The organism is Streptomyces sp. NPDC056738, assembly GCF_042790435.1.
Classification (GTDB): domain Bacteria; phylum Actinomycetota; class Actinomycetes; order Streptomycetales; family Streptomycetaceae; genus Streptomyces.
Genome location: NZ_JBHTZF010000009.1, coordinates 80,095 through 100,796 on the forward strand (window position 1 = coordinate 80,095; position 20,702 = coordinate 100,796).

Here is a 20,702-nt window from a genome sequence, read left to right on the forward strand (position 1 = left end):
GCGCGTCCTCCGGGTTGCGCCGTACCACACACGCCTCAAAACGGGCGGGTTTTCCGGACATTGACCTACGAAAGGCCGACCCCCAGGAGCGGTACAACGATCGGCCAGCCTACCGCGCGCGGTACGACAACAGGATCACGGGGCGCGATCCGGCAGACGGCCGCTGAGCAGGAACGCGACGCTCCGCTCCTTCTCCGTCCAGGCCCGTGTATCGAGTTCGACGGACTGAATGAGCGCGCACTCGACGTCGTAGCCGTGCTCGCTCAGATCGCGGCCGATGAGTTCGGCCGCGTCACGGGTCGCGGCGTGCGCGACGATCCGCTGGGGGCGGCGGTCGGCGACCGCGGAGACGACGGCCGCTCCCCCGCCGCCGACCCGCACGACATCGGGTTCGGGCAGGTCCTCGAGGACGTGCGGGGCACTGCCGTGCACGATCTGCATCTGCACGCCGTAGCGGCGGGCCGAGTGCTCGGTGCGGGCGCAGGAGCCGGGACTGCGGTCGACCGCGATGACGGCGGCACCGGTGCGGGCGGCCTCGGTGGCGAAGGCACCGCTGCCGCAGCCGATGTCCCAGACGAGGTCGCCGACGCGCGGTCCCAGCCGGGCGAGTTGGGCGGCGCGCAGCAGATCCGCCTCGCCCTCGCCGAGGGCGCCGCCGTACGCCCGCGCGGGCAGCGCCCAGCCGCGCGGCCCGCCGGCGGGTTCCCGGCCGGCGATCCAGCCGCCCTCGGCCGCAGCGACGAAGCCGCCGATGACGATCACGACGTTCGGGTCGCGCCAGGTGTGGTCGGCCGCCTTGTCGGAGGTGAGGATCGTGACCTGTTCCCGGGAGGTGCCGAGTTCCTCGCAGATGACGAAGGTGCGGTGCACTCCTTCGAGCAGCAGCCCGAGTTCGGCGGGCCCGGCGCCGGGTGAGGTGAGGACGGCAACCTTGGTGTGGGCTCGGCATACATTCACCGCGCGTCGCAGCGTGCGGCTGTGTGCGACGACCACTTGGGCGTCGTCCCAGGGCATTCCGGCGCGGGCGAAGGCGGCGGCCACGGCGGAGACGGCGGGCACGACCTCGACCTCCAGGCCGAACTCGGGCGCGCGCAGGGTCCGTACGATGCCGAAGAATCCGGGGTCCCCGTCGGCGAGGACGACGGCGGTGCCCCGGTGGCTCGCGATGCGGCGGGCGGCGAGGCCGACGCTGCCGAGCCTCACGCGCTCGGCGCCCTCGGGCACTTCGGGGAGGTCGAGATGATGGGCCGCTCCGGCCACCAGTGTGGCGGCACCGAGAGCGGAGCGCGCCGCAACGGGCAGCGGCGAGCCGTCCCAGCCGATCACCGTGACCCGGTCGGCCATCGTCGTCAGTCTCCAGACAGGTCTTCGCAGGTCTCAGGTGCAGCCCGGGCGGGCTTGGTGAGGGTACCCCGGTGCGGCGCGCCGGGCGTGTGACGGTCGGCGTGGCGCGGGGAGCGGGCCCGCCGCGCCGGGGCGAGGAGCCGGTACGACGGCCCGGGTCCACGCGTCCCGGTCCGGCTCCGCGTCCGTATCCGTATCCGCGTCCGTATCCGCGGTCGCGTGACCGGTATCCGGTGAGCTGACCGCCGTACACCCATGTGACTCGACCCGACCGTATACGACCCCCCCCGTGACCGCTTACGACCGGCCATGGCCGCACACGCCCTGCCGGAGCCGCGCACTACCCGTCCTCACCGTGCACGCCCCGCCGTGACGGCTCCCGTTCGCCGGTGCGGGTCAGTTCCAGTCGTTGAAGGAGGCGAAGCCGCCCGAGTCCGTGAGGTGACCGTCCATGCCGTCGAGGTCCTCGGGCAGCAGGCTCCACACGATGAAGTCGGTGCGCAGGTCCACCCAGTTCCCGTCCTCGGTCCGGGTGCGGGCTATGCAGGCGTTGCGCAGCACGCCCTCGCTGATGCACCCGATCTTCTGGGCCACCTGCTGCGAGGCGGTGTTGCCCGCTGCCGTGCGCAGTTCCACGCGCTCGAACTTCTGCTCGCGGAAGAGCCAGCGGGCGGTGGCGAGCGCGGCCTCGGACGCGTACCCCTCGCCGCGCGCCCAGGGGGCGATGATGTACGACAGCTCGGTGGACCTGACGCGCCAGTTGGTCTTCCCGAGCTGGATGACGCCGACGAGTCGCTGGGTGAGGAACTCGGTCACGGCGAGGTCGAGTCCACGCCCCCGGGCGCGTTCCGTGGGGGCGTAGTCGGCGATCCAGTCGCGGGCGCCGTCCTCGGTGAACGGCTGGGGGATCGACGTCCAGGCCGCCACCATCTCGTCGTTCATCATCTCCGTCAGCGCGGGCACGTCGTCCTCGTCGAGCGCACGCAGGACCAACCGCTCCGTGCTGATGGAGATGTCGGGGAAGGTGCTCGTCATGCGACGCTCCGTAACCGTCGGGGACTTCGGACCTGATATACCGTCGGGTCCGCTGAACTGCCCAGCATGCAGCATGAAACCACTGAACGGCACAACGGGGTCCACTCCGGGTAATGGAGTGGACCCCGTGCGGTGACGAGTCGGGCCGCGGGCCGCAAATCGGCCCGGGCCCGGGCCCGTTCGAGACGAAGCCGGCCGGAAGGGCGGGGCTCAGAAGGACGGGAGGACGGAGCCCTTGTACTTGTCCTCGATGAACTTCTTGACCTCGGGCGAGGTGAGGAGCTTCGCGAGCTTCTTCACGCGCGGGTCGTTCTCGTTGCCCTGCTTCACGGCGAGGACGTTGTTGTACGCGTTGTTCTTGGTGGACTCCAGGGCCAGGGCGTCCTTGGCGGGCGAGAGTCCGGCGCCGATCGCGTAGTTGCCGTTGATGACGGCGGCGTCGACGTCCTTCAGGGAGCGGGGGGTCTGGGCCGCCTCGATCTCCTTGAACTGAAGGTCCTTCGGGTTCTTCTCGATGTCCTGCGGGGTCGCGGTGCCCTCGGAGCCGCTCTTGAGCGTGATGAGCCCGGTGGAGGCGAGGAAGCGCAGCGCCCGCGCCTCGTTGTCGGCGTCGTTCGGGACGGCGACGGTGCCGCCCTTCTTCAGCTCGTCGACCTTCTTGGCCTTCTCGGAGTAGAGACCGAGGGGCTCCAGGTGGACGGTGGCGACCGAGGCGAGGTGCGTGGAGTTCTTCTTGTTGAAGTCCTCCAGGTACGGCTGGGTCTGGAAGTAGTTGGCGTCGACGGACCCGTCCTCGGTGGCCGTGTTCGGCTGGACGTAGTCGGTGAACTCCTTGACCTCCAGCTTGAGGCCGGCCTTCTTCGCCAGGTGGTCCTTGATGTAGTCGAGGATCTCGGCGTGCGGGACGGGCGTGGCCGCGACGACGAGGGTGTCGGTCGCCTTGGCCTTGTCGTCGGACGAGCCGGAGCCGCAGGCGGTCAGGCCCAGGGTGAGGGCGCCGGTGGCGAGGACTGCTGCGGTGATCTTGGTGGTGTTACGCACGAAAAGTGCCTTTCTCCATGGGTGGTGCAACCCGCCGGGTGAGGCGGGGAGTCAGGAATCGGCGGTCTTGGCGCGGGTGGCGCCGGCCGGGCCGCCGGGCAGGAATCCGCCGAGGACGCGGAAGCGGAGCGGTTCGCCGCCCTTGCCGGCGCGGCGGTGCAGGACCCGGGCGCCCGAGTCGCCCGCGAACTGGACGACGGCGATGACGACGGCGAGGACCGCGACGATGAGCCACATCATCTGGGACTCGAATCGCTGGTAGCCGTAGCGGATGGCGAGGTCGCCGAGGCCGCCCGCGCCGACGGTGCCGGCCATCGCGGAGTAGCCGATGATGGCGACGATCGTGGTCGTGGTGGCCGAGATCAGCGACGGCAGGGACTCGGGTACGAGCACCTTGCGGACGACGGTCCAGGTGTTGCCGCCCATCGACTGCACGGCCTCGACGAGACCGCCGTCGACCTCGCGCACGGACGTCTCGACGAGCCGCGCGAAGAACGGGATGGCGCCGACGGCGAGGGGCACGATGGCCGCCTCCCGGCCGATGGTCGTGCCGACGATCCAGCGGGTGAAGGTCATCAGAGCGACCATCAGGATGATGAAGGGCATCGAGCGGACGACGTTCACGACCTGGCCGATGACCTTGTTCACCAGCGTGTTCTGCAGCAGGCCGCCGCGGTCGGTGAGGACCAGCAGGACGCCCAGCGGAAGGCCGCCGAGCACGGCGATCACCGTGGACCAGCCGACCATGTAGAGCGTGTCCCAACACGCCTGGGACAGCAGTGGCTGCATCTCGGACCAGGTCACTTGGCACCTTCCTTCACCAGGACGGGCTGCTGCCCCTGGATGTCGATCTGCAGGCCCTGCTCGCGGAGGAATCCGATCGGCACGACGTTCTCCTCGTAGCGGCCGGGCAGTTCGATGCGCATCCGGCCGACCTGCCGGCCCGCGACGGTGTCCATCGCGGCGCCGAGGATCGAGATGTCGATGTTGTAGGTGCGCGAGAGCTGGGAGATGACCGGCTGGGTGGCCGACTCGCCGTGGAAGGTGACGTCGATGACGGTGCGGTCCTCGCCGGAGGCGGTGCCGCTGACCGGGAAGAGCGCGGCGGCCAGCTCGGAGCCGGGCGTCGCGAGGAGTTCGCTGACGGTGCCGGACTCGACGATGCGGCCCCTGTCCATCAGCGCGGCCGAGTCGCAGACCGTCTTGACGACGTCCATCTCGTGGGTGATGAGCAGGACGGTCAGGCCCAGCCGGCGGTTCAGGTCGCGCAGCAGTTCCAGGATGGAGCGGGTGGTCTCCGGGTCGAGGGCGCTGGTGGCCTCGTCGGACAGCAGCACCTTCGGGTCGCCGGCCAGCGCGCGGGCGATGCCGACGCGTTGCTTCTGGCCGCCGGAGAGCTGCGCGGGGTAGGCCTTGGCCTTGTCGGAGAGCCCGACGAGGTCGAGCAGCCCGAGCGCCTTGGAGGAACGTTCCTTCCCTGACACGCCAAGGATTTCGAGCGGCAGCTCGATGTTCTCCTGGACGGTCCGCGAGGACAGCAGGTTGAAGTGCTGGAAGACCATGCCGATCCGGCTGCGCGCCTGGCGGAGCTCCCGGCCGGCGCGCGGGCCGCGCCCGGCGAGGGCGGTGAGGTCCTGGCCGGCGACGGTGACCGTGCCGGAGCTGGGGCGCTCCAGGAGGTTGACGCAGCGGATGAGCGAGGACTTGCCGGCACCGGACTGGCCGATGACGCCGAACACCTCGCCTTCGCGGACGTGGAGATCGACGCCGTCGAGGGCGGTCACTTCACGGCCGCGCGAGCGGTAGACCTTGGTGAGGCCCGTTGTCGTGATCACTGGGAATTCCGTCACTGTCGAGTGCGGGGCGTGGGTGTGCGCCGGGCACGGGTGCATGCGGTCGGAACGCGGCACGGTTCTCGCGTTGGCGATGGAACCGGAAGGAGAACGTGTGCGCGGGGCAGCCCGGTCACGTACGCGGTACGGACACTGGGCGCGGCGGTCCCGCTTCGGGGCGCGGGATCAAGCGGTGGTGCGGGGGCCCTCTAGCAGGCACACATTCGACACATACAACGAGCACCGGGCGTCATGGTCGCCTCGGTCGCAAGGATGCGGTCGCTCGTCGTGGTCATGGAAGGAAGTAAAGCAGACCAGGGCCCCAGGACCGCCACCGCTGTCCGAATAGCGGACAGCGATGGACGGTTTCGTGGACACCTCGGCCGCTGCGGAAGATCCCGATCCCCTCGTCCGTCACCAGTACGGACAAGGGCGAGCGGCCCTCGGCCGCGAGGCCGGCGTCGGGGTCACCGGCCCGGTGCGTTGTGGCCAACGCCACGGTGGGCCCGCCCGTCGCCCGGTCCGCGCGGAGCCCGGCGGGCAGTGGCCCGTGGGGCAGCCCGGGGGCGAGCGCATCAGGTCTTTTGGCCCGTAATAGGGTCACGGCATGTTTGATGCCCTGACGGTCGCGACCGCCGTCGCCGCGCTCGCGCTCGCCGCCTGGTGCGGCTGGGCCGCACACCGCGATCAGCCCACCAAGGACTGGCACTTCATCGGCATGGCCGTGGTGAGCGTGCTCGCGCTGGTCCAGCTCGTGATCGGCGTCGTCCAGCTCGCGCGCGGCGAGAAGCCGGAGCAGGGCACGACCATCTTCGTCGCGTATCTGATCGGCGCGTTCGCCTGCATCCCGGCCGCGGGATTCATGTCGCTCGCGGAGCGCACCCGCTGGGGTTCGGTCACCGTGGCGGCCGGCGGCATCGTCCTCGCCGTGCTCGAGGTCCGGCTCTACGACATCTGGGGAGGCTGAGATGACGGCCACGGAGGAGAACACGACCGTGACGCAGGACATGCGGGACGACCAGGGCGGGACCTCGGCGGAAGCGGCCGCGGGCACGAAGCGGGCGCGGCTCATCAGCGGCCCGGGCATCCTGCTGGTGTGGCTGTACGGCGTGATGGTGGTCGGCGCGGTCTCACGGTCGGCCGTGCAGATCTCCACGCAGTTCGACAAGGCGCCGCTCGCCTACTCGCTGTCGGCGGTCGCCGGTCTCGTCTACGGGTTCATCACGTACTCGCTCGTGCGCGGCGGCGAGACGGCGCGCAGGGCGGCGCTGGTGTGCTGCGCCGCCGAGCTCGCGGGCGTACTGATCGTCGGGACCTGGACGCTGGCCGAGCCGTCCGCGTTCCCCGACGCCACGGTGTGGTCGGACTACGGCATGGGTTATCTCTTCATCCCGGTCCTGCTGCCGCTGTCGGCGATGTACTGGCTGCGCAAGGCGCGTACGAACGCCGGCTGACGGCCCCGGCCGAGGCCGGGCGCCCGCTCAGGCGCTGGCGGCGTACGCGCCTGCGTCGGCGCCCTTGGCCAGGGTCACCAGCGTCATGCGCTCGCCCACCCGCTCCTGCGAGACGGGGGCGTAACCGTGCTTGCGGTACAGGCGCAGGTTGCGCTCGCTGCGGTGGCCGGTGAAGAGCTGGAAGGACTTGGCCGCGCCCTCGGTGCCCAGGCGCGCCTCGATGGCGTCGAGCAGACGTCCGCCCAGGCCGTGCCGCTGCATGCGCGGGTGCACGATGAGCTTGTTGATGCGGGCCGTGCCGTCGGCGTCGACGGCGCCGCGTACCGAGGCCACCACCTCGTCGCCGAGCCGGGCCACCAGGACGGTGCCGTCCGCCAGTTCCGCCCTGAGGGAGTCGAGCGGCTGGGTGAGCGGCTCGATGCCGTAGTCGCCGTACAGCTCGGCCTCGCTCTGATAGCAGAGGTACTGCAGCTTCAGGATCGATTCCGCATCCTGCTCGGTCGCCGCCGAGATGGTCACGCTCATGCCCATGTGTGCATGCCTCCCGCTCACCTGTTCCACCGGTCGTCCCCCACTCCTATCCCCGTCGTCAGCGGGCCGCAACCTCCGGCGTCAGCAATCGGCGAAGACATCCAAGACATCTGGAGCGTTCCGGACCAAGATTGCCCTGTGAGATACCCAACTCGCCTGCGATCTCCCGGTAGGTGAGGTCCTCCGGGGAGAGCAGGGCGGCCATCAGACCGGGGCAGCGGCCGGGCAGCCGGCGCACCGCCTCGTGCAGCTCACGCCGCCGGTCGCCGGCCATCGCCCGCTGCTCCGGGCCGGGGGCGTCGTCGGCGGGCTCGGTGGCGTAGGGCCGCTCGGCACGCGCCCTGCGCCGGCAGCGGCGGGCCTCCGAGCGGACGGCCCGGCGCACCCAGCGCCCCGGGTCGGCGGGCGGTCCCGTCGTCTCCAGTCGTTCCAGCAGCCGCAGCCAGACGGCCTGTTCCAGGTCGCCCCTCTCGGCGCCGGAGCCATGGGCCTCCGCCGACGCCTCGGCGACGAGCAGCGGGCGCAGGGTGGTGAGCATTTCGTGCGTCATGTGCGGCACGACGCGGCCGCCCCGGCGCCAGGTTGCCGGGGCGGCCGCTTCTCACCCCATCCGGGGTGACCGGGGTGTGCGTTGACGAAGAGCGGGCGCCCGCCTCGTGCCGCGCTCCGGGCGGGCGCCCGCCTCGTGCCGCGCTCCGGGCGGGCGCCGGCCTCGTGCCGCGTTCCGCGGGCGGCCCGGGGCGGCGGACTCAGCGCTTCAGGAAGTCCGCGCGGGCCAGCACCGCGGTGTCCGCGTTGTCGGTGAACACCCCGTCGATGCCCGTCTCGAAGTAGACCTTGAAGGCGCCGAAGGGGTCCCCGTAGGCGTCCGCTGCCGTGCCCTTGCGGAAGTTCGCGGGCAGGAAGGGGTTCTCGTTGCGCATGGTGTACGGGTGCAGGATCAGGCCCGCCCGGTGCGCGTCGGCGACGAGGGTGGTCGGGCTGGTGAGGTTGCCGGCCGCGTCCTTCGGGATGACCAGGTCGAGGGTGGGGCCGATGCCCTGCGCGTACGAGGCGATCCACTCCAGGCCCGCGGGCGTGACGAGGTCGGCGACCGTGCGGGGGTCACCCGCCGCGACGAAGTCCCAGGGGCGGGTGTTCGCGGCCGACAGCAGGACGACGAGCGGGTTGCCGACGAGCTTGTCCAGCCGCTGGATGCTGCTCGGCTCGAAGGACTGGAGGATGACCGGCGAGTCCTTCCTGTCCTTTCCGTGCGTGCGCAGCAGCTTCGCGACCCGCTCCTCCAGGCCGAGGCCGAGCGCCCGGAAGTAGGTGGGGTGCTTGGTCTCGGGGTAGATCCAGACCTGCCTGCCCCGCTTGCGGGTCTGCTCGTCCTGCCAGCGGAGCACCTCCTCGAAGGTGGGGATCTCCCAGCGGCCGTCGTAGAGGGTGTTGTGCGGACGGTTGGCGGGAACGCGCTCGACGGCGCGCAGGGTCTTCAGCTCGGCGAGCGTGAAGTCCTCGGTGAACCAGCCGGTGGTGGGGACGCCGTCGAGCGTCTTGGTGGTCCTGCGGGCGGCGAACTCGGGATGCGCGGCGACGTCCGTGGTCCCGCCGATCTCCGGTTCGTGACGGCACACGAGGTGACCGTCCTTGGTGGGGACCAGGTCGCCGGCCTCGACGACGTCGGCGCCCAGGTCGAGGGCGAGCTGGTACGAGCCGAAGGTGTGCTCCGGCCGGTAGCCGCTGGCTCCGCGGTGACCGATGACGGTCGGTCTGGGCAGGCTCCGGTAGCCGCCGCCCGCGTGGCGTTCGTCCGCGCTCGCGGTGCCGGGCAGGCCGAGGGCCGCTCCGCCCGCCCCGAGCACAGCGGCCGAAAGCAGCGTCCGCCGCGCCGTGCCCCGCTCCTGACCGTTCGACTCCTGCGCTCCCATGAGCGCTCCTCCCGCCGTAGGTGCCTGCCTGTCGAAGCGGGACGATCGTAGGTGCCGCCGCGTGACGGGAGGGGGGCCCGCGGCGGAACAGTGGGTGACCTCGGATCCACCGCGGGATGCGGAACTTGACGGTCCGTCGGCATCGGCCCGGCGGTCGGGGGTAGGCGTGAGGAGGACCCGGGGCGCGCGGCCCTCGCCGGGCGCTCACCCGTTCGCCGGTACCCGCGCGCGATGTCCGTCACACCGGATCGGCCCGGTGTCCGGCGCTCACGGGCGCGCAACCGCAGGTAAACGTACGTCAACAGTGCGTATCCGGTCGGTGAACCCGATGTGCAATCGACCGGGAACCGCGAGTATCGTCCTCACCTGCACAGACTCCATACCGATCCCTTGACACCGGAGGGCCCGTTGTCCCGCTTCGCGCTCATCAAGGCAGTGCTCGGAACGATCATGCGCCTGATGTTCCGCCTACGGGTGGAGGGCGTGGAGCACATCCCCGGCAACGGCCCGGTGATCCTCGCCGGCAACCACCTCACGTTCATCGACTCGATGATCCTTCCGCTGGTCTGCGACCGGCAGGTCTTCTTCATCGGCAAGGACGAGTACGTCACGGGCAAGGGCCTCAAGGGCCGGCTCATGGCGTGGTTCTTCACCGGCGTCGGCATGATCCCGGTGGACCGGGACGGCGCCAACGGCGGCGTGGCCGCGCTGATGACCGGCCGCCGCGTCCTGGAGGAGGGCAAGATCTTCGGGATCTACCCCGAGGGCACCCGCTCCCCCGACGGCCGTCTGTACCGCGGCCGCACCGGTATCGCCCGGCTCACCCTGATGACCGGCGCGCCGGTCGTGCCGTTCGCGATGATCGGCACGGACAAGCTCCAGCCGGGCGGCGCGGGCATGCCGCGTCCGGGCAAGGTCACGGTCCGCTTCGGTCCGGCCATGGAGTTCTCCCGCTACGAGGGCATGGACCGCGACCGGTACGTGCTGCGCGCCGTGACCGACTCCGTGATGACCGAGGTCATGCGGCTGTCCGGCCAGGAGTACGTCGACATGTACGCCACCAAGGCGAAGGCCGCCTAGCCGCGCGGCACACCAGGCGAAAGGGTGGGCTCCGACCGGAGGTTTCCGGTCGGAGCCCACCCTTTTGCGACCACGTCTCCCGCCGGGGTGCCGACTCCGGCACGGCCACGCGTCTCCCGCCGGGGTGCCGACTCCGGCACGCCACGCGTCTCCCGCCGGGCCCCGTTCCGGCGGGCCCCACGCCATCGGCCGGGGCCCCGTTCCGACACGGCCGCACGTCCGGCGCCGGGGTCCCGTTCCGGCGGGCCCGGCGCGTCCCGTCGGTCGCCGGTTCCGTGCGGCTACGACTCCAGCCGCTGGCCGCGCAGCAAGAACCAGGCGGCCGCCGCGGTGGCGAGCAGGACGGCGGCGCCCGCGCCGGAGGCGAGTGCCAGACCGTCCACGAAGGACTCCCTGGCCGCGGTGAGCAGTGTCTCTGCGGTGTGCTCGGGCAGGCCCCCGGCGGCCTCCACCGCTCCGCCCAGGGACTCGTGCGCCGCGGCCGGTGTGCCCGCGGGGCCGGTGAAGCCCGCGTAGACGCCGGTCACGACGGAGCCGAGCAGGGCGATGCCGAGGGCCGCGCCGAGTTCGTACGCCGTCTCGGAGACCGCGGACGCGGCGCCCGCCTGCTCCTTGGGCACGGCGGAGAGGATGACGTCGGCGGTGACGGTGAACGAGAAGCCCGCGCCGACGCCGACGACCAGCAGGGCCGTGCCGAGCAGCGGATAGCCGGTGGAGCGGTCCAGCACGGTGAGCGCGCCGAGCGCGAGTCCCACCGCGGCGAGTCCGCCGGACACGACGGTGCGCACGGAGAAGCGCCGCGCGACCCGACCGGCGACCAGGCCCGCCGCCACCGCGCCCACGGCGGCGGGGACTTCGGCGAGTCCCGCCTCGAACGGCCCGCGGCCCTGGACCAGTTGCAGGTACTGGGAGAGGAAGAACACGAGCCCGGACATGCCGAGCACGGTGAACAGGTCGGCGAGCACCGCGCCGGAGAAGCCGCGGTTGCGGAACAGCCGGACGTCCAGCAGCGGTGTGGGGAGCGTCAGTTGGCGGCGTACGAACCAGAACAGGGCGCCCGCTCCCAGCAGACCGGCGGCGAGCGCCTCGCCGGACGGCCCGTGCGCGGCGAGTTCCTTCACCGCGTACACCACGGCGATCACACCGACGAGCGAGAGCGTCACGCTGATCAGGTCCCAGGGACCGGGATCGGGGCTCTTCGACTCGGGGAGCAGTCGGCGCCCGACGAGGACGAGGACGACCATCACCGGAAGGTTGATGAGGAAGACCGAGCCCCACCAGAAGTGTTCGAGCAGGAAGCCGCCGACGACGGGGCCGACCGCCGTGCCCGCGGAGGCCGTCGCGCCCCAGATGCCGATGGCGAGGCTGCGCTCGCGCGCGTCGTGGAAGATGTTGCGGATCAGGGCGAGGGTGGCGGGCATCAGGGTGGCGCCCGCGACGCCGAGCAGCGCCCGCGCCAGGATCATCATCTCGGGTGTCGTGGCATAGGCGTTGAGCACGGATATCAGGCCGAACGCCGTGGAGCCCGCCAGCAGCAGCCTCTTGCGGCCGATGCGGTCGCCGAGGCTGCCCATGGAGACGAGCAGGCCGGCGATGACGAAGGAGTAGACGTCACCGATCCACAGGAGCTGGGTGCCCGAGGGTTCGAGGTCTTCACTGATGTACGGGGTGGCGAGACCGAGGACGGTCGCGTCGACGGTCACCAGCAGCACGGCGAGGACGAGAACGCAGAGCGCGAGCCACCGGCCCGGACGCTTCGGCGCCTCCGTCGCGACCGCCGGCCGCAGGGTGCTGGTCATGGTTCCTCTCTCCTGAGCGCGCCGCCGAGCAGCAGCTCGACGATCATGTGGTGGAAGTCCTTGGCGGCGACCCGGCCCTCGGTGACGGCCCAGGCCGCCGAGGCCATCAGTCCGTAGAGCGCCTCGGTGAGCCAGGCGGGGCTGAGGTCGATGCGGAACTCGCCGCCCTCCTGGCCGCGCCGGAACAGCGCGGCCATCCGGGCGTCGAGCCGGGCCCAGCCCTCGTGCTGTCCGTCGCCCTCGAAGAGCTGGTTCTCCGTGTAGAGGAAGGCGAGCAGGCCGGCGGCCTTCTCCAGCTCCCTCACCAGGCGGCGCACGGCCTCCTGCGCGGTGCCCTCGTCGAGGCGGGCCGCGTCCAGAGCGGCCTCGCACTCCTCGATGCCGAGTGCCTCCAGTGCGCGGACGAGCGCGTCCCGGCCGGCGAACTGGCGGTGCAGCGTGGCCCGGCTGATCCCGGCGGCCTTCGCCACCTCGTCCATCGTCGCGGTGGACTTGCGGGTGAGCAGGGCGGCTGCGCTGCGCAGCACGTGATCACGGTCGACAGCCATGAGACAACTGTACCGCACATGAGACAGCGATGTCTCATAAGGAGCGCGCGTGTCTCATGTCGGCGTCACTCGGGGGTGCTCAGTGCCAGGGAAGCTGCCCGCGTCGCTCCCAGTACGCCCGCGGCTCCTCCACCAGCGCGGCGAGCCGGGAGAGCTGGTCGTCGTCGAGGTCGACAACGGCCGCGTGCAGGTTCGAGGCGAGCTGGTTGACGGTGGCCGCGCCCGAGAGCACGACGCCGGCCCAGGGCTGCCGCAGGATCAGCGCGAGGGCGACCGCGTCACAGCCGAGGGAGGTCTCGGCGGCGACGGTCCGCAGCGCCTCCGGCGCGTGCGGCCCGGCGAGCCGGCCGTTGGCCACGCCCTCCTTGACGATCACCGTGAGCCCGGCGTCGTGGGCCTCGGCGAGCGCGGGGGCGGCGGAGGTCTCCAGGACGTTGTACGTGGACTGGACGGTACGGAAGAGCGGTTCGCCGTCGACCGTGACGGCGAGCGCGGCACGGATCGCCTCCGCCTGCGCGGGGCCGCTGGTGGAGAAGCCGACCGACAGACCCCCGGCGGCCGCCTCGGCCAGGGCCGCGTGCAGTTCCTTGTCGGTGAGGGCCGGGCTGTCGGGGGTCACCGAGTGGATCTGATAGAGGTCGAGCCGGTCGCCGAGCAGCTCCGCGGTCTCGGCGCGCTGCCGCTCGTACATGGCGAGGCCGTGGTCCTTGATCTCGTGCGCCTCGGCGTAGGTGCGCCAGTCGGCCGTGTACCGGTAGCCCCACTTGCTGCCGACGACGACGTCGTCGATCTCCGGACGGCCGCCGAGCCAGCCGGCCAGGAACTCCTCCGAGCGGCCGTAGGAGCGGGCCACGTCGAAATAGCGCACGCCCTGGGCGTAGGCGGCGTCGAGGAGTTCGAGGGTGCGCTCGCGCAGGGCCTCGACGCTGCGGTCGGCCGGGAGGTCCTCCTCGCGCCCGAGGTTGATGTAGCCCGGGCGGCCCACCGCGGCGAGACCCAGGCCGAGGTGGGCGGTGGGAGTCGTGGCTGAGGCGAGACGTGCGAAGGGCATCGCGGCTCCGTTCGGTCGGCACCTTTACGGCTCCCGGCCAACGTAACCCGCGACACCCTCCGTCGTACGGCACCCGCTCCCGCCCGCGGACCGTGTCCGCCCGGCGGGCGGTCGGGGGCGCGGGCGGATCAGGGCGCGGCCGTCCTACTTCCCGCGCTTGGCCGCCGCCCACGTCTGCTGGGCGGCGACGTCCGTCTTGATCTCGGCGAGCTGGACGGCGACGGCGCTCGGGGCCGTACCGCCGCGGCCGTCGCGGGAGGCGAGGGCTCCGGGGACGTCCAGGACGGTCCGCACCTCCGGGGTCAGGTGCGCGGAGATCTTCGCGAACTGCTCGTCGGTCAGCTCGTCCAGCTCCTTGCCCTCCGCCTCGGCGACCTTGACGCACTCACCGGCGACCTCGTGCGCGACACGGAACGGCACGCCCTGCCGGACCAGCCACTCGGCGATGTCGGTGGCGAGCGAGAAGCCGGCCGGGGCCAGTTCCTCCATGCGCTCGCGGTGGACGGTCAGCGTGGCCATCATGCCGGTGAAGGCGGGCAGCAGGACCTCCAGTTGGTCGCAGGAGTCGAAGACCGGCTCCTTGTCCTCCTGGAGATCGCGGTTGTACGCGAGGGGCAGCGCCTTGAGCGTGGCCATCAGCCCGGTCAGGTTGCCGATCAGACGGCCCGACTTGCCGCGTGCCAGCTCGGCGATGTCCGGGTTCTTCTTCTGCGGCATGATCGACGAGCCCGTGGAGAACGCGTCGTGGAGGGTGACGAAGGAGAACTCCTTCGTGTTCCAGATGATGATCTCCTCGGCGATCCGGGACAGGTTCACGCCGATCATCGCGGTGACGAAGGCGAACTCGGCCACGAAGTCGCGGGAGGCCGTGCCGTCGATGGAGTTGGCGGCGCTGCCGTGCTCGAAGCCGAGGTCCTTCGCCACCGCCTCCGGGTCCAGGCCGAGGGAGGAGCCGGCCAGGGCGCCGGAACCGTACGGCGAGACCGCCGTCCGCTCGTCCCACTGGCGCAGCCGCTCCGCGTCCCGGGACAGGGACTGGACGTGGGCCAGGACGTGGTGCGCGAACAGCACGGGCTGGGCGTGCTGGAGATGGGTGCGCCCCGGCATCGCCACGTCCGGGTGGGCCTCCGCCAGGCCGATCAGCGCCTCCTGGAGGTCGGCGATCAGACCGCCGATGATCCGGGCGTGGTCGCGCAGGTACATCCGGAAGAGCGTGGCCACCTGGTCGTTGCGGGAGCGGCCGGCGCGGAGCTTGCCGCCGAGGTCCGGGCCGAGGCGCTCCAGGAGGCCGCGTTCCAGGGCGGTGTGGACGTCCTCGTCGGCGATCGTGCCGACGAAGGAGCCGTCGGCGACGTCCGCCTCCAGCCGGTCGAGGCCCTCGATCATGCGTGTGAGCTCGTCCTCGGTGAGCAGGCCCGCCTTGTGCAGCACGCGTGCGTGGGCGCGCGAACCGGCGATGTCGTACGGAGCCAGGCGCCAGTCGAAGTGGACCGACGCGGACAGCTTGGCCAGGGCCTCGGCGGGACCGTCGGCGAACCGTCCGCCCCAGAGCCGGACGTCACCGCTGTTGCTGCTCACTTGCGTTACTCCTCGAAAGGTGTGGATGTGCCACCGCCTCCCCACGCGTACGTGCGTGAGGAGGCGGCTGCCAGGCTAGTGCTCGGGAGGGTCGGAAATGGCGGACACGACACGGCCCGCGCCAAGTCCCGTACCGCTTACGCCAGATCCCGCTTGGCGGCGATCTTCGACGACAGGCTGTAGATGTCGATGAAGCCCTTGGCCGCGGCCTGGTCGAAGGTGTCGCCGGTGTCGTACGTGGCGAGGTCGAAGTCGTAGAGCGAGGTGTCGGAGCGCCGGCCCGTGACGACCGCGCGGCCGCCGTGCAGGGTCATCCGGATGTCGCCGTTGACGTGCTGGTTGGCCTCGTCGATGAAGCCGTCCAGGGCGCGCTTGAGCGGGGAGAACCACTGACCGTCGTAGACCAGTTCGCCCCAGCGCTGCTCGACCTGCCGCTTGTACCGGGCGAGTTCACGCTCGACCGTGACGTTCTCCAGCTCCTGGTGCGCGGTGATCAGCGCGATCGCGCCCGGGGCCTCGTACACCTCACGGGACTTGATGCCCACGAGCCGGTCCTCGACCATGTCGATCCGGCCGATGCCCTGGGCGCCGGCGCGCTCGTTGAGCTGCTGGATGGCCTGCAGGACGCTGACGGGCTTGCCGTCGATGGCGACCGGGACACCCTGCTTGAAGGTGATGATCACCTCGTCGGCCTCGCGGTGCTCGGCCGGGTTCGAGGTGTACTCGTAGATGTCCTCGATCGGGGCGTTCCAGATGTCCTCCAGGAAGCCCGTCTCGACCGCGCGCCCGAAGACGTTCTGGTCGATGGAGTACGGGGACTTCTTGGTGGTGGCGATCGGGAGCTGCTTCTCCTCGCAGAAGGCGATCGCCTTGTCGCGGGTCATCGCGTAGTCGCGGACCGGGGCGATGCACTTGAGGTCGGGGGCGAGGGCGACGATGCCGGCCTCGAACCGCACCTGGTCGTTGCCCTTGCCGGTGCAGCCGTGGGCGACCGTGGTGGCACCGTGCTTCTGCGCGGCGGCCACGAGGTGCTTGACGATCGTCGGCCGGGAGAGGGCGGAGACCAGCGGGTAGCGGTCCATGTAGAGGGCGTTGGCCTTGATCGCCGGGAGGCAGTACTCGTCGGCGAACTCGTCCTTCGCGTCCGCGACCTCGGCCTCGACGGCACCGCACGCGATGGCGCGCTTACGGATGACGTCCAGGTCCTCGCCGCCCTGGCCGACATCGACCGCGACGGCGATGACCTCGGCGCCCGTCTCCTCGGCGATCCAGCCGATGGCGACGGAGGTGTCCAGACCGCCTGAGTAGGCGAGTACGACGCGCTCGGTCACGGGATTCTCCTCAACAGTGCATTCGCTGACATGCATGAGTATGCAGCACTCTGCATGGTTCGTCAATCGCGACCCGCCCTGGCACGCCCGGCCGAGGAATCCTCACCGAGGGTTGAACACTCGTAATCGTTTCCGCGTATCTCCCGCTGAACGCAGGCGCCGCGTTCACGCACGGCAGACACACGGACATTGACCGACCGGCCGAACGCCGGGTGGTCGTCCACCCCCGACCCGAGTGAGGATTCCGCATGTCCAGGGCTCTTCCGAAGTACAACAAGCGGCGCGTCGTGATGATCGGCGGAGCCTCCGCCGTGGTGCTGTCCGCGGCGGTGATCGCCGGCAGCGCCCTGGCGGGCGAGACGCACGGCACCGCGCAGAACGCCACGACGAAGGCCGCCGCGAACACGGTGAACTGCCCGGCCGTCGCCCCGAGCCTGCCCGCGATCCCCGCCTCCGCGAAGGCCGAGGTCGACCGCAACCTCGCCCTCCTCGACACGCAGATCGCGGAGGCGAACAAGCGACTGGTCGACACCGTCGGACAGGGCGGCCCCAACTTCGTCCAGAACGCGATCCTCGGCCCCCTCAAGGACAAGCGGGTCGCCACCGTCAACCGGATCGCGACGGCCATCGGCCGCACGGCCGCCAAGCCGCAGGGTCTGGACGCGCTCGCGCCCTGCACCCTCAACACGGCGGGAGGAGCGGCCGCCGGCGGTACGGGCGCCGCGTCCACCGCGCCGAGCGCGCCCGCCACCGCACAGGCGGGCGGAGCCGGCTCCGGAACGGGCGCCGCCACCGCCGCCGGCACGATCACCTGCCCGGACGTCGCCTCCCAGTTGCCCGCCGTGCCGGCCTCCGCGAAGGCCGAGGTCGACCGCAACCTCACCCTGCTGAACACCCAGATCGCCGAGGCGAACAAGCGGCTGGCCGACACCGTCGGACAGGGCGGCCCCAACTTCGTCCAGAACGCGATCCTCGGCCCCCTCAAGGACAAGCGCGTCTCCACCATCGACCGCATCGCCATCTCCATCGGCCGCACCGCCGCCAAGCCGACCGGCCTGGACACCCTCGCCGCCTGCACGCTCACCAAGTGACCTGACCCTCGATGCGACCACCCCGACGGCAAGGGCCGGGGCGGTCCGCGGGTTCCGGCGGTGCCCCTGAACGACGCCGCCGGAACCCGCAACCCCTTAGACAGACGAAGGACTTTCCCCGATAATCGTTAGACATGGGAAAGACTTATGAGCGCATCGACGGCCGCCTCCGCTCGTTCATCGAGGCCCAGCCCCTCTTCTTCACCGCGACCGCGCCCCTGTCCGGGGACGGCACGGTCAACCTCTCCCCCAAAGGGCTCACCGGGTCGTTCGCCGTTCTCGACGAACTGACCGTGGCGTATCTGGACTTCGCCGGGAGCACCGCGGAGACGATCGCCCATCTGCGCGAGAACGGCCGGATCACCCTGATGTGGTGCGCCTTCCAGGGCCCGCCCAACATCGTCCGGGTGCACGGCCGGGGCGAACCGGTCTTCCGCGACGACCCGCGCTTCTCCGGACTCCTCACCCACTTCGACGGCATCGACCCGGCCTCGCACGGGCTGCGCGCGATCATCGTCGTGACCGCCGAGCTCGTCCGCGACTCCTGCGGCTACGCGGTGCCCCACATGTCCTACGAGGAGGACCGCGACCTGCACGGCAGACGGTTCTCGCGCGAGGACGACGCCTCGCTGAGCGCGTACTTCACCAAGAAGGAGCACATCGCGACGAGCCTGGACGGACTTCCCGGGCTGCCGCTGCCGTTGCCCCCCACTACGGTCTGAGCCATGCGCCTCGGAGCCGCCGCCGCCCTCGCGTCCGTGTCCCTGCTCGCCCTGGTCCCGAGCGGGCCGCCGCCCACCACCGTCCTTCCCGCGCGGCTGGCGGACACCGGCGGCGGGAGCCAGCTCATCACGGCCGAGGCCCCACGCCTGGGCGCGACCTCCGGGACCCTGACCTGGTGGGACCTGCGAGGCGGGCGCTGGGTGCGGTCCGGTTCGGCGCCGGCACGGTTCGGGGCGCGCGGACTGGTCGAGGGCGGAGCCAGGCTCCAGGGCACGAACACGACACCCACCGGTCTGTACGAGCTGCCGTACGCGTTCGGAACCCGGGCGGCACCGCGAGGGACCTCGATGCCGTACCGCCGGGTGACCAAGGACTCCTGGTGGTGCCAGGACAACGCGTCCCGCTCGTACAACCGGTGGACCGAACCGCGCCCCGCGGACTGCCGGGAGAAGGAGTCCGAGCACCTGATCACCTACACCGGCCAGTACGCGCACGCCCTCGTCATCGGCTTCAACTACGAGCGCCCCGTACGGGGCCGGGGCGCCGGAATCTTCCTGCACGTCAACGGCAAGGGCCCGACGGCCGGCTGCATCTCCGTGCCCAAGGACACGATGCGGCGCCTCCTCACCTGGGCGAACCCCGCACGAGCCCCCCACATCGCCATCGGCACGACAACAGGAGGAACGACGATCACCCGGTACTGAGGCCCCCGTGCGGTCGAGATCCGGCGGGAGGGACTGAACCCCGGCCACGATTCACCGGCACCCGGCGACGCGCGTGAGGAGCCGTGCCACCGGACCCAGGTCACCCGACCCGGCCACCGGAAGCGGGCCGGCCGTCGTTCAGGACGCCGGGAGCGTGACCGTGAACGTGGTCGACCCGGGCTCGCTCTCCAGGGTGACCGTGCCGTCGTGGGCCTCGACCACGGCGGCGACGATCGACAGACCGAGCCCCGCCCCGCTGCCGGAGACGTCGGCGCGGCGGCGGTCCGCCCGGGTGAAGCGCTCGAAGACGCCCGGCCGGACGTCCTCGGGAACCCCGGGGCCGTCGTCGTGGACCTTCAGCACGGCCGCCTTCCCGGCATGCCCCAGGGACACCGTCACCCGCGTGCCCGCCGGCGTGTGGACCCGCGCGTTGGCCAGCAGGTTGGCCGAGACCTGCTGGAGCCGGTGGACGTCGCCCGTCACGGTCACCGGCTCCTCCGGCAGTTCCAGGACCCAGCGGTGACCGGGGCCCGCCGCGCGGGCGTCGGTCACCGCGTCGAGGACGAGACGGGTGAGGTCGACGGGCAGGCGTTCCAGGGGACGGCCGGCGTCGAGGCGGGCCAGCAGCAGCAGGTCGTCGACCATCTCGCCCATCCGCGCCGACTCGGCGGCGATCCGTTCGAGGGCGCGCGTCACCTTCGGGGGGACCGGGCCGGGATGCAGCAGCGCGAGCTCGGCGTGGCCGCGGACCGAGGCGACCGGGGTGCGCAGTTCGTGGCTGGCGTCGGCGGCGAAGGTGCGCAGCCGTTCCTCGCTCGCGTGCCGCTTGGTGAGCGCGTCCTCGACATGGCCGAGCATGCGGTCGAAGGCACCGGCGACGCGGCCCACCTCGCTGCGCGGGTCCGACTCGGGCGCCCGGGGAGGCAGGGCCACCTCGCCGCTGGCGAGCGGCAGTTCACTGACCCGGGTGGCGGTCGCCGCGACCCGGTTCAGCGGGCGCAGCGACCAGCGCACCCACAGGGCGCCGGCGACTCCGGCGACCACGAGGGCCACGCCGAAGACGAGGGAGGCGACGAGTTCCAGCCGGTGGACGGCCGCGTCGACGGGCTCGGTGGGCAGTCCGGTGATCAGCACGTCACCGTCCTTGCCCGCCGTCGCCAGGACGCGGTACCCGCCCAGGTCCGAAAGACACACGGTGTGGGCCCGTCCGTCCACGGGCACCGCGGCGAGGACCGCCTCGTCGTGGGCGGTCGGATCCACGTTGCGGACCGACGTGCCGGTGCCCGGCGGCACGACGGCGGCGTTGGTGACGTCGTCGCCGACCAGGCGTGCTCCGAAGGTACCGGTGGCCTGACGGCGGGTGTCGCCGTGTTCGTCGCCGTCGTGGTCGGACGGTTTGCCCGAGGGGTTCGCCGCGCCGTGTTCCAGGCTCGCCGGGAACCGCGGCCCGGCCTCCTGGAGCTGCTGGTCGAGACGGCCGGTCAGGAAGCCGTCCAGTTCGTAGACCGCGGCCACGCCGACGGCCGCGCAGCTCAGGGCCAGGAGCACCACGAGGCCGGCGGTGAGTCGGGCGCGCATCGTGCGGGGCCGCAGCGCGCGGACGGCCGCCGCGATCCGGGCCCACCCCTGCCGCCCGGCCCCGGCTCC

Annotated in this window: 20 protein-coding genes; 6 read left to right on the forward strand and 14 right to left on the reverse strand. The window is 71.6% G+C overall.

The window, feature by feature from the left end; genetic code table 11:
• Positions 1–135: 135 nt before the first annotated feature.
• The 5 genes from cbiE to ACFRIC_RS23850 form a co-directional block, all read right to left on the reverse strand.
• Positions 136–1,344, reverse strand: a complete 1,209-nt coding sequence (cbiE, locus tag ACFRIC_RS23830; RefSeq protein WP_382788959.1) for a precorrin-6y C5,15-methyltransferase (decarboxylating) subunit CbiE — start codon at positions 1,342–1,344, stop codon at positions 136–138.
• Positions 1,345–1,740: 396 nt separating this feature from the next.
• A complete protein-coding gene (locus ACFRIC_RS23835; protein ID WP_382788961.1) occupies positions 1,741–2,379 on the reverse strand; it encodes a GNAT family N-acetyltransferase in 639 nt (212 codons plus the stop codon).
• Between the two features lie 210 nt (positions 2,380–2,589).
• Positions 2,590–3,420, reverse strand: coding sequence for a MetQ/NlpA family ABC transporter substrate-binding protein (locus tag ACFRIC_RS23840; RefSeq protein ID WP_382788964.1), 831 nt, complete (start codon positions 3,418–3,420; stop codon positions 2,590–2,592).
• Positions 3,421–3,471: 51 nt separating this feature from the next.
• Entirely contained in the window at positions 3,472–4,224 is a 753-nt protein-coding gene (locus ACFRIC_RS23845) for a methionine ABC transporter permease (RefSeq protein ID WP_382788967.1), read from the reverse strand.
• A complete protein-coding gene (locus ACFRIC_RS23850; RefSeq protein ID WP_382789585.1) occupies positions 4,221–5,312 on the reverse strand; it encodes a methionine ABC transporter ATP-binding protein in 1,092 nt (363 codons plus the stop codon). Before ACFRIC_RS23850 ends, ACFRIC_RS23845 begins: the two co-directional genes overlap by 4 nt.
• Positions 5,313–5,859: 547 nt before the next feature.
• Between ACFRIC_RS23850 and ACFRIC_RS23855 the strand changes: the two genes are divergently transcribed.
• Complete coding sequence (locus ACFRIC_RS23855) at positions 5,860–6,219, forward strand: hypothetical protein (protein ID WP_382788969.1); 360 nt, start codon at positions 5,860–5,862, stop codon at positions 6,217–6,219.
• A gap of 40 nt (positions 6,220–6,259) precedes the next feature.
• The gene (locus ACFRIC_RS23860) at positions 6,260–6,706 is read left to right on the forward strand and encodes a hypothetical protein (RefSeq protein ID WP_382789588.1); all 447 of its coding nucleotides are present in this window, start codon (positions 6,260–6,262) and stop codon (positions 6,704–6,706) included.
• 27 nt (positions 6,707–6,733) lie between these two features.
• Here ACFRIC_RS23860 and ACFRIC_RS23865 read toward each other — a convergent pair whose 3' ends face one another.
• The 3 genes from ACFRIC_RS23865 to ACFRIC_RS23875 form a co-directional block, all read right to left on the reverse strand.
• Positions 6,734–7,237 (reverse strand): GNAT family N-acetyltransferase, encoded by a 504-nt coding sequence (locus tag ACFRIC_RS23865; protein WP_382788972.1) that lies wholly within the window; start codon positions 7,235–7,237, stop codon positions 6,734–6,736.
• Positions 7,238–7,295: 58 nt separating this feature from the next.
• Positions 7,296–7,787 (reverse strand): sigma-70 family RNA polymerase sigma factor, encoded by a 492-nt coding sequence (locus tag ACFRIC_RS23870; protein ID WP_382788974.1) that lies wholly within the window; start codon positions 7,785–7,787, stop codon positions 7,296–7,298.
• 199 nt (positions 7,788–7,986) lie between these two features.
• The gene (locus ACFRIC_RS23875) at positions 7,987–9,150 is read right to left on the reverse strand and encodes a glycerophosphodiester phosphodiesterase (protein WP_382788977.1); all 1,164 of its coding nucleotides are present in this window, start codon (positions 9,148–9,150) and stop codon (positions 7,987–7,989) included.
• Positions 9,151–9,540: 390 nt separating this feature from the next.
• On the opposite strand from ACFRIC_RS23875, the gene ACFRIC_RS23880 reads away from it, so the two are divergent.
• Positions 9,541–10,230, forward strand: coding sequence for a lysophospholipid acyltransferase family protein (locus ACFRIC_RS23880; protein ID WP_382788979.1), 690 nt, complete (start codon positions 9,541–9,543; stop codon positions 10,228–10,230).
• A 281-nt stretch (positions 10,231–10,511) separates the two neighbouring features.
• Here the strand turns inward: ACFRIC_RS23880 and ACFRIC_RS23885 are convergent, their stop codons facing one another.
• The 5 genes from ACFRIC_RS23885 to ACFRIC_RS23905 all read right to left on the reverse strand — a co-directional run bounded on the left by ACFRIC_RS23885 (position 10,512) and on the right by ACFRIC_RS23905 (position 16,537).
• The gene (locus ACFRIC_RS23885) at positions 10,512–12,029 is read right to left on the reverse strand and encodes an MFS transporter (RefSeq protein WP_382788981.1); all 1,518 of its coding nucleotides are present in this window, start codon (positions 12,027–12,029) and stop codon (positions 10,512–10,514) included.
• On the reverse strand, positions 12,026–12,577 hold the full coding sequence (locus tag ACFRIC_RS23890; protein ID WP_382788984.1) for a TetR/AcrR family transcriptional regulator: 552 nt from the start codon (positions 12,575–12,577) through the stop codon (positions 12,026–12,028). The genes ACFRIC_RS23885 and ACFRIC_RS23890 overlap by 4 nt, the downstream gene beginning before the upstream one ends.
• Before the next feature lie 79 nt (positions 12,578–12,656).
• Positions 12,657–13,628 carry an aldo/keto reductase gene (locus tag ACFRIC_RS23895; protein WP_382788986.1) on the reverse strand — a complete coding sequence of 324 codons (972 nt, stop codon included), beginning with the start codon at positions 13,626–13,628 and terminating at the stop codon, positions 12,657–12,659.
• A gap of 144 nt (positions 13,629–13,772) precedes the next feature.
• A complete protein-coding gene (gene argH, locus ACFRIC_RS23900) occupies positions 13,773–15,206 on the reverse strand; it encodes an argininosuccinate lyase (RefSeq protein WP_382788988.1) in 1,434 nt (477 codons plus the stop codon).
• Positions 15,207–15,343: 137 nt separating this feature from the next.
• Entirely contained in the window at positions 15,344–16,537 is a 1,194-nt protein-coding gene (locus ACFRIC_RS23905; protein ID WP_382788990.1) for an argininosuccinate synthase, read from the reverse strand.
• A gap of 248 nt (positions 16,538–16,785) precedes the next feature.
• On the opposite strand from ACFRIC_RS23905, the gene ACFRIC_RS23910 reads away from it, so the two are divergent.
• From ACFRIC_RS23910 to ACFRIC_RS23920, 3 genes are all read left to right on the forward strand, one after another.
• Positions 16,786–17,628 (forward strand): hypothetical protein, encoded by an 843-nt coding sequence (locus ACFRIC_RS23910; RefSeq protein ID WP_382788992.1) that lies wholly within the window; start codon positions 16,786–16,788, stop codon positions 17,626–17,628.
• A gap of 134 nt (positions 17,629–17,762) precedes the next feature.
• Positions 17,763–18,350 carry a pyridoxamine 5'-phosphate oxidase family protein gene (locus ACFRIC_RS23915; RefSeq protein ID WP_382788995.1) on the forward strand — a complete coding sequence of 196 codons (588 nt, stop codon included), beginning with the start codon at positions 17,763–17,765 and terminating at the stop codon, positions 18,348–18,350.
• Positions 18,351–18,353: 3 nt separating this feature from the next.
• Positions 18,354–19,055, forward strand: a complete 702-nt coding sequence (locus tag ACFRIC_RS23920) for a L,D-transpeptidase (RefSeq protein WP_382788998.1) — start codon at positions 18,354–18,356, stop codon at positions 19,053–19,055.
• Positions 19,056–19,193: 138 nt separating this feature from the next.
• Here the strand turns inward: ACFRIC_RS23920 and ACFRIC_RS23925 are convergent, their stop codons facing one another.
• Entirely contained in the window at positions 19,194–20,633 is a 1,440-nt protein-coding gene (locus ACFRIC_RS23925) for a sensor histidine kinase (RefSeq protein WP_382789591.1), read from the reverse strand.
• Positions 20,634–20,702: the final 69 nt, after the last annotated feature.

Excerpts from the sequence above, each read along its gene's own strand:
- ACFRIC_RS23910 (WP_382788992.1), top strand. The coding sequence starts at position 16,786 with ATGTCCAGGGCTCTTCCGAAGTACAACAAGCGGCGCGTCGTGATGATC.
- cbiE (WP_382788959.1), bottom strand. The coding sequence starts at position 1,344 with ATGGCCGACCGGGTCACGGTGATCGGCTGGGACGGCTCGCCGCTGCCC.
- ACFRIC_RS23870 (WP_382788974.1), bottom strand. The coding sequence starts at position 7,787 with ATGACGCACGAAATGCTCACCACCCTGCGCCCGCTGCTCGTCGCCGAG.
- ACFRIC_RS23890 (WP_382788984.1), bottom strand. The coding sequence starts at position 12,577 with ATGGCTGTCGACCGTGATCACGTGCTGCGCAGCGCAGCCGCCCTGCTC.
- ACFRIC_RS23915 (WP_382788995.1), top strand. The coding sequence starts at position 17,763 with ATGGGAAAGACTTATGAGCGCATCGACGGCCGCCTCCGCTCGTTCATC.
- ACFRIC_RS23925 (WP_382789591.1), bottom strand. The coding sequence starts at position 20,633 with ATGCGCGCCCGACTCACCGCCGGCCTCGTGGTGCTCCTGGCCCTGAGC.
- ACFRIC_RS23920 (WP_382788998.1), top strand. The coding sequence starts at position 18,354 with ATGCGCCTCGGAGCCGCCGCCGCCCTCGCGTCCGTGTCCCTGCTCGCC.
- ACFRIC_RS23885 (WP_382788981.1), bottom strand. The coding sequence starts at position 12,029 with ATGACCAGCACCCTGCGGCCGGCGGTCGCGACGGAGGCGCCGAAGCGT.
- ACFRIC_RS23865 (WP_382788972.1), bottom strand. The coding sequence starts at position 7,237 with ATGGGCATGAGCGTGACCATCTCGGCGGCGACCGAGCAGGATGCGGAA.
- ACFRIC_RS23860 (WP_382789588.1), top strand. The coding sequence starts at position 6,260 with ATGCGGGACGACCAGGGCGGGACCTCGGCGGAAGCGGCCGCGGGCACG.
- ACFRIC_RS23835 (WP_382788961.1), bottom strand. The coding sequence starts at position 2,379 with ATGACGAGCACCTTCCCCGACATCTCCATCAGCACGGAGCGGTTGGTC.
- ACFRIC_RS23850 (WP_382789585.1), bottom strand. The coding sequence starts at position 5,312 with ATGCACCCGTGCCCGGCGCACACCCACGCCCCGCACTCGACAGTGACG.
- ACFRIC_RS23895 (WP_382788986.1), bottom strand. The coding sequence starts at position 13,628 with ATGCCCTTCGCACGTCTCGCCTCAGCCACGACTCCCACCGCCCACCTC.
- ACFRIC_RS23855 (WP_382788969.1), top strand. The coding sequence starts at position 5,860 with ATGTTTGATGCCCTGACGGTCGCGACCGCCGTCGCCGCGCTCGCGCTC.
- ACFRIC_RS23875 (WP_382788977.1), bottom strand. The coding sequence starts at position 9,150 with ATGGGAGCGCAGGAGTCGAACGGTCAGGAGCGGGGCACGGCGCGGCGG.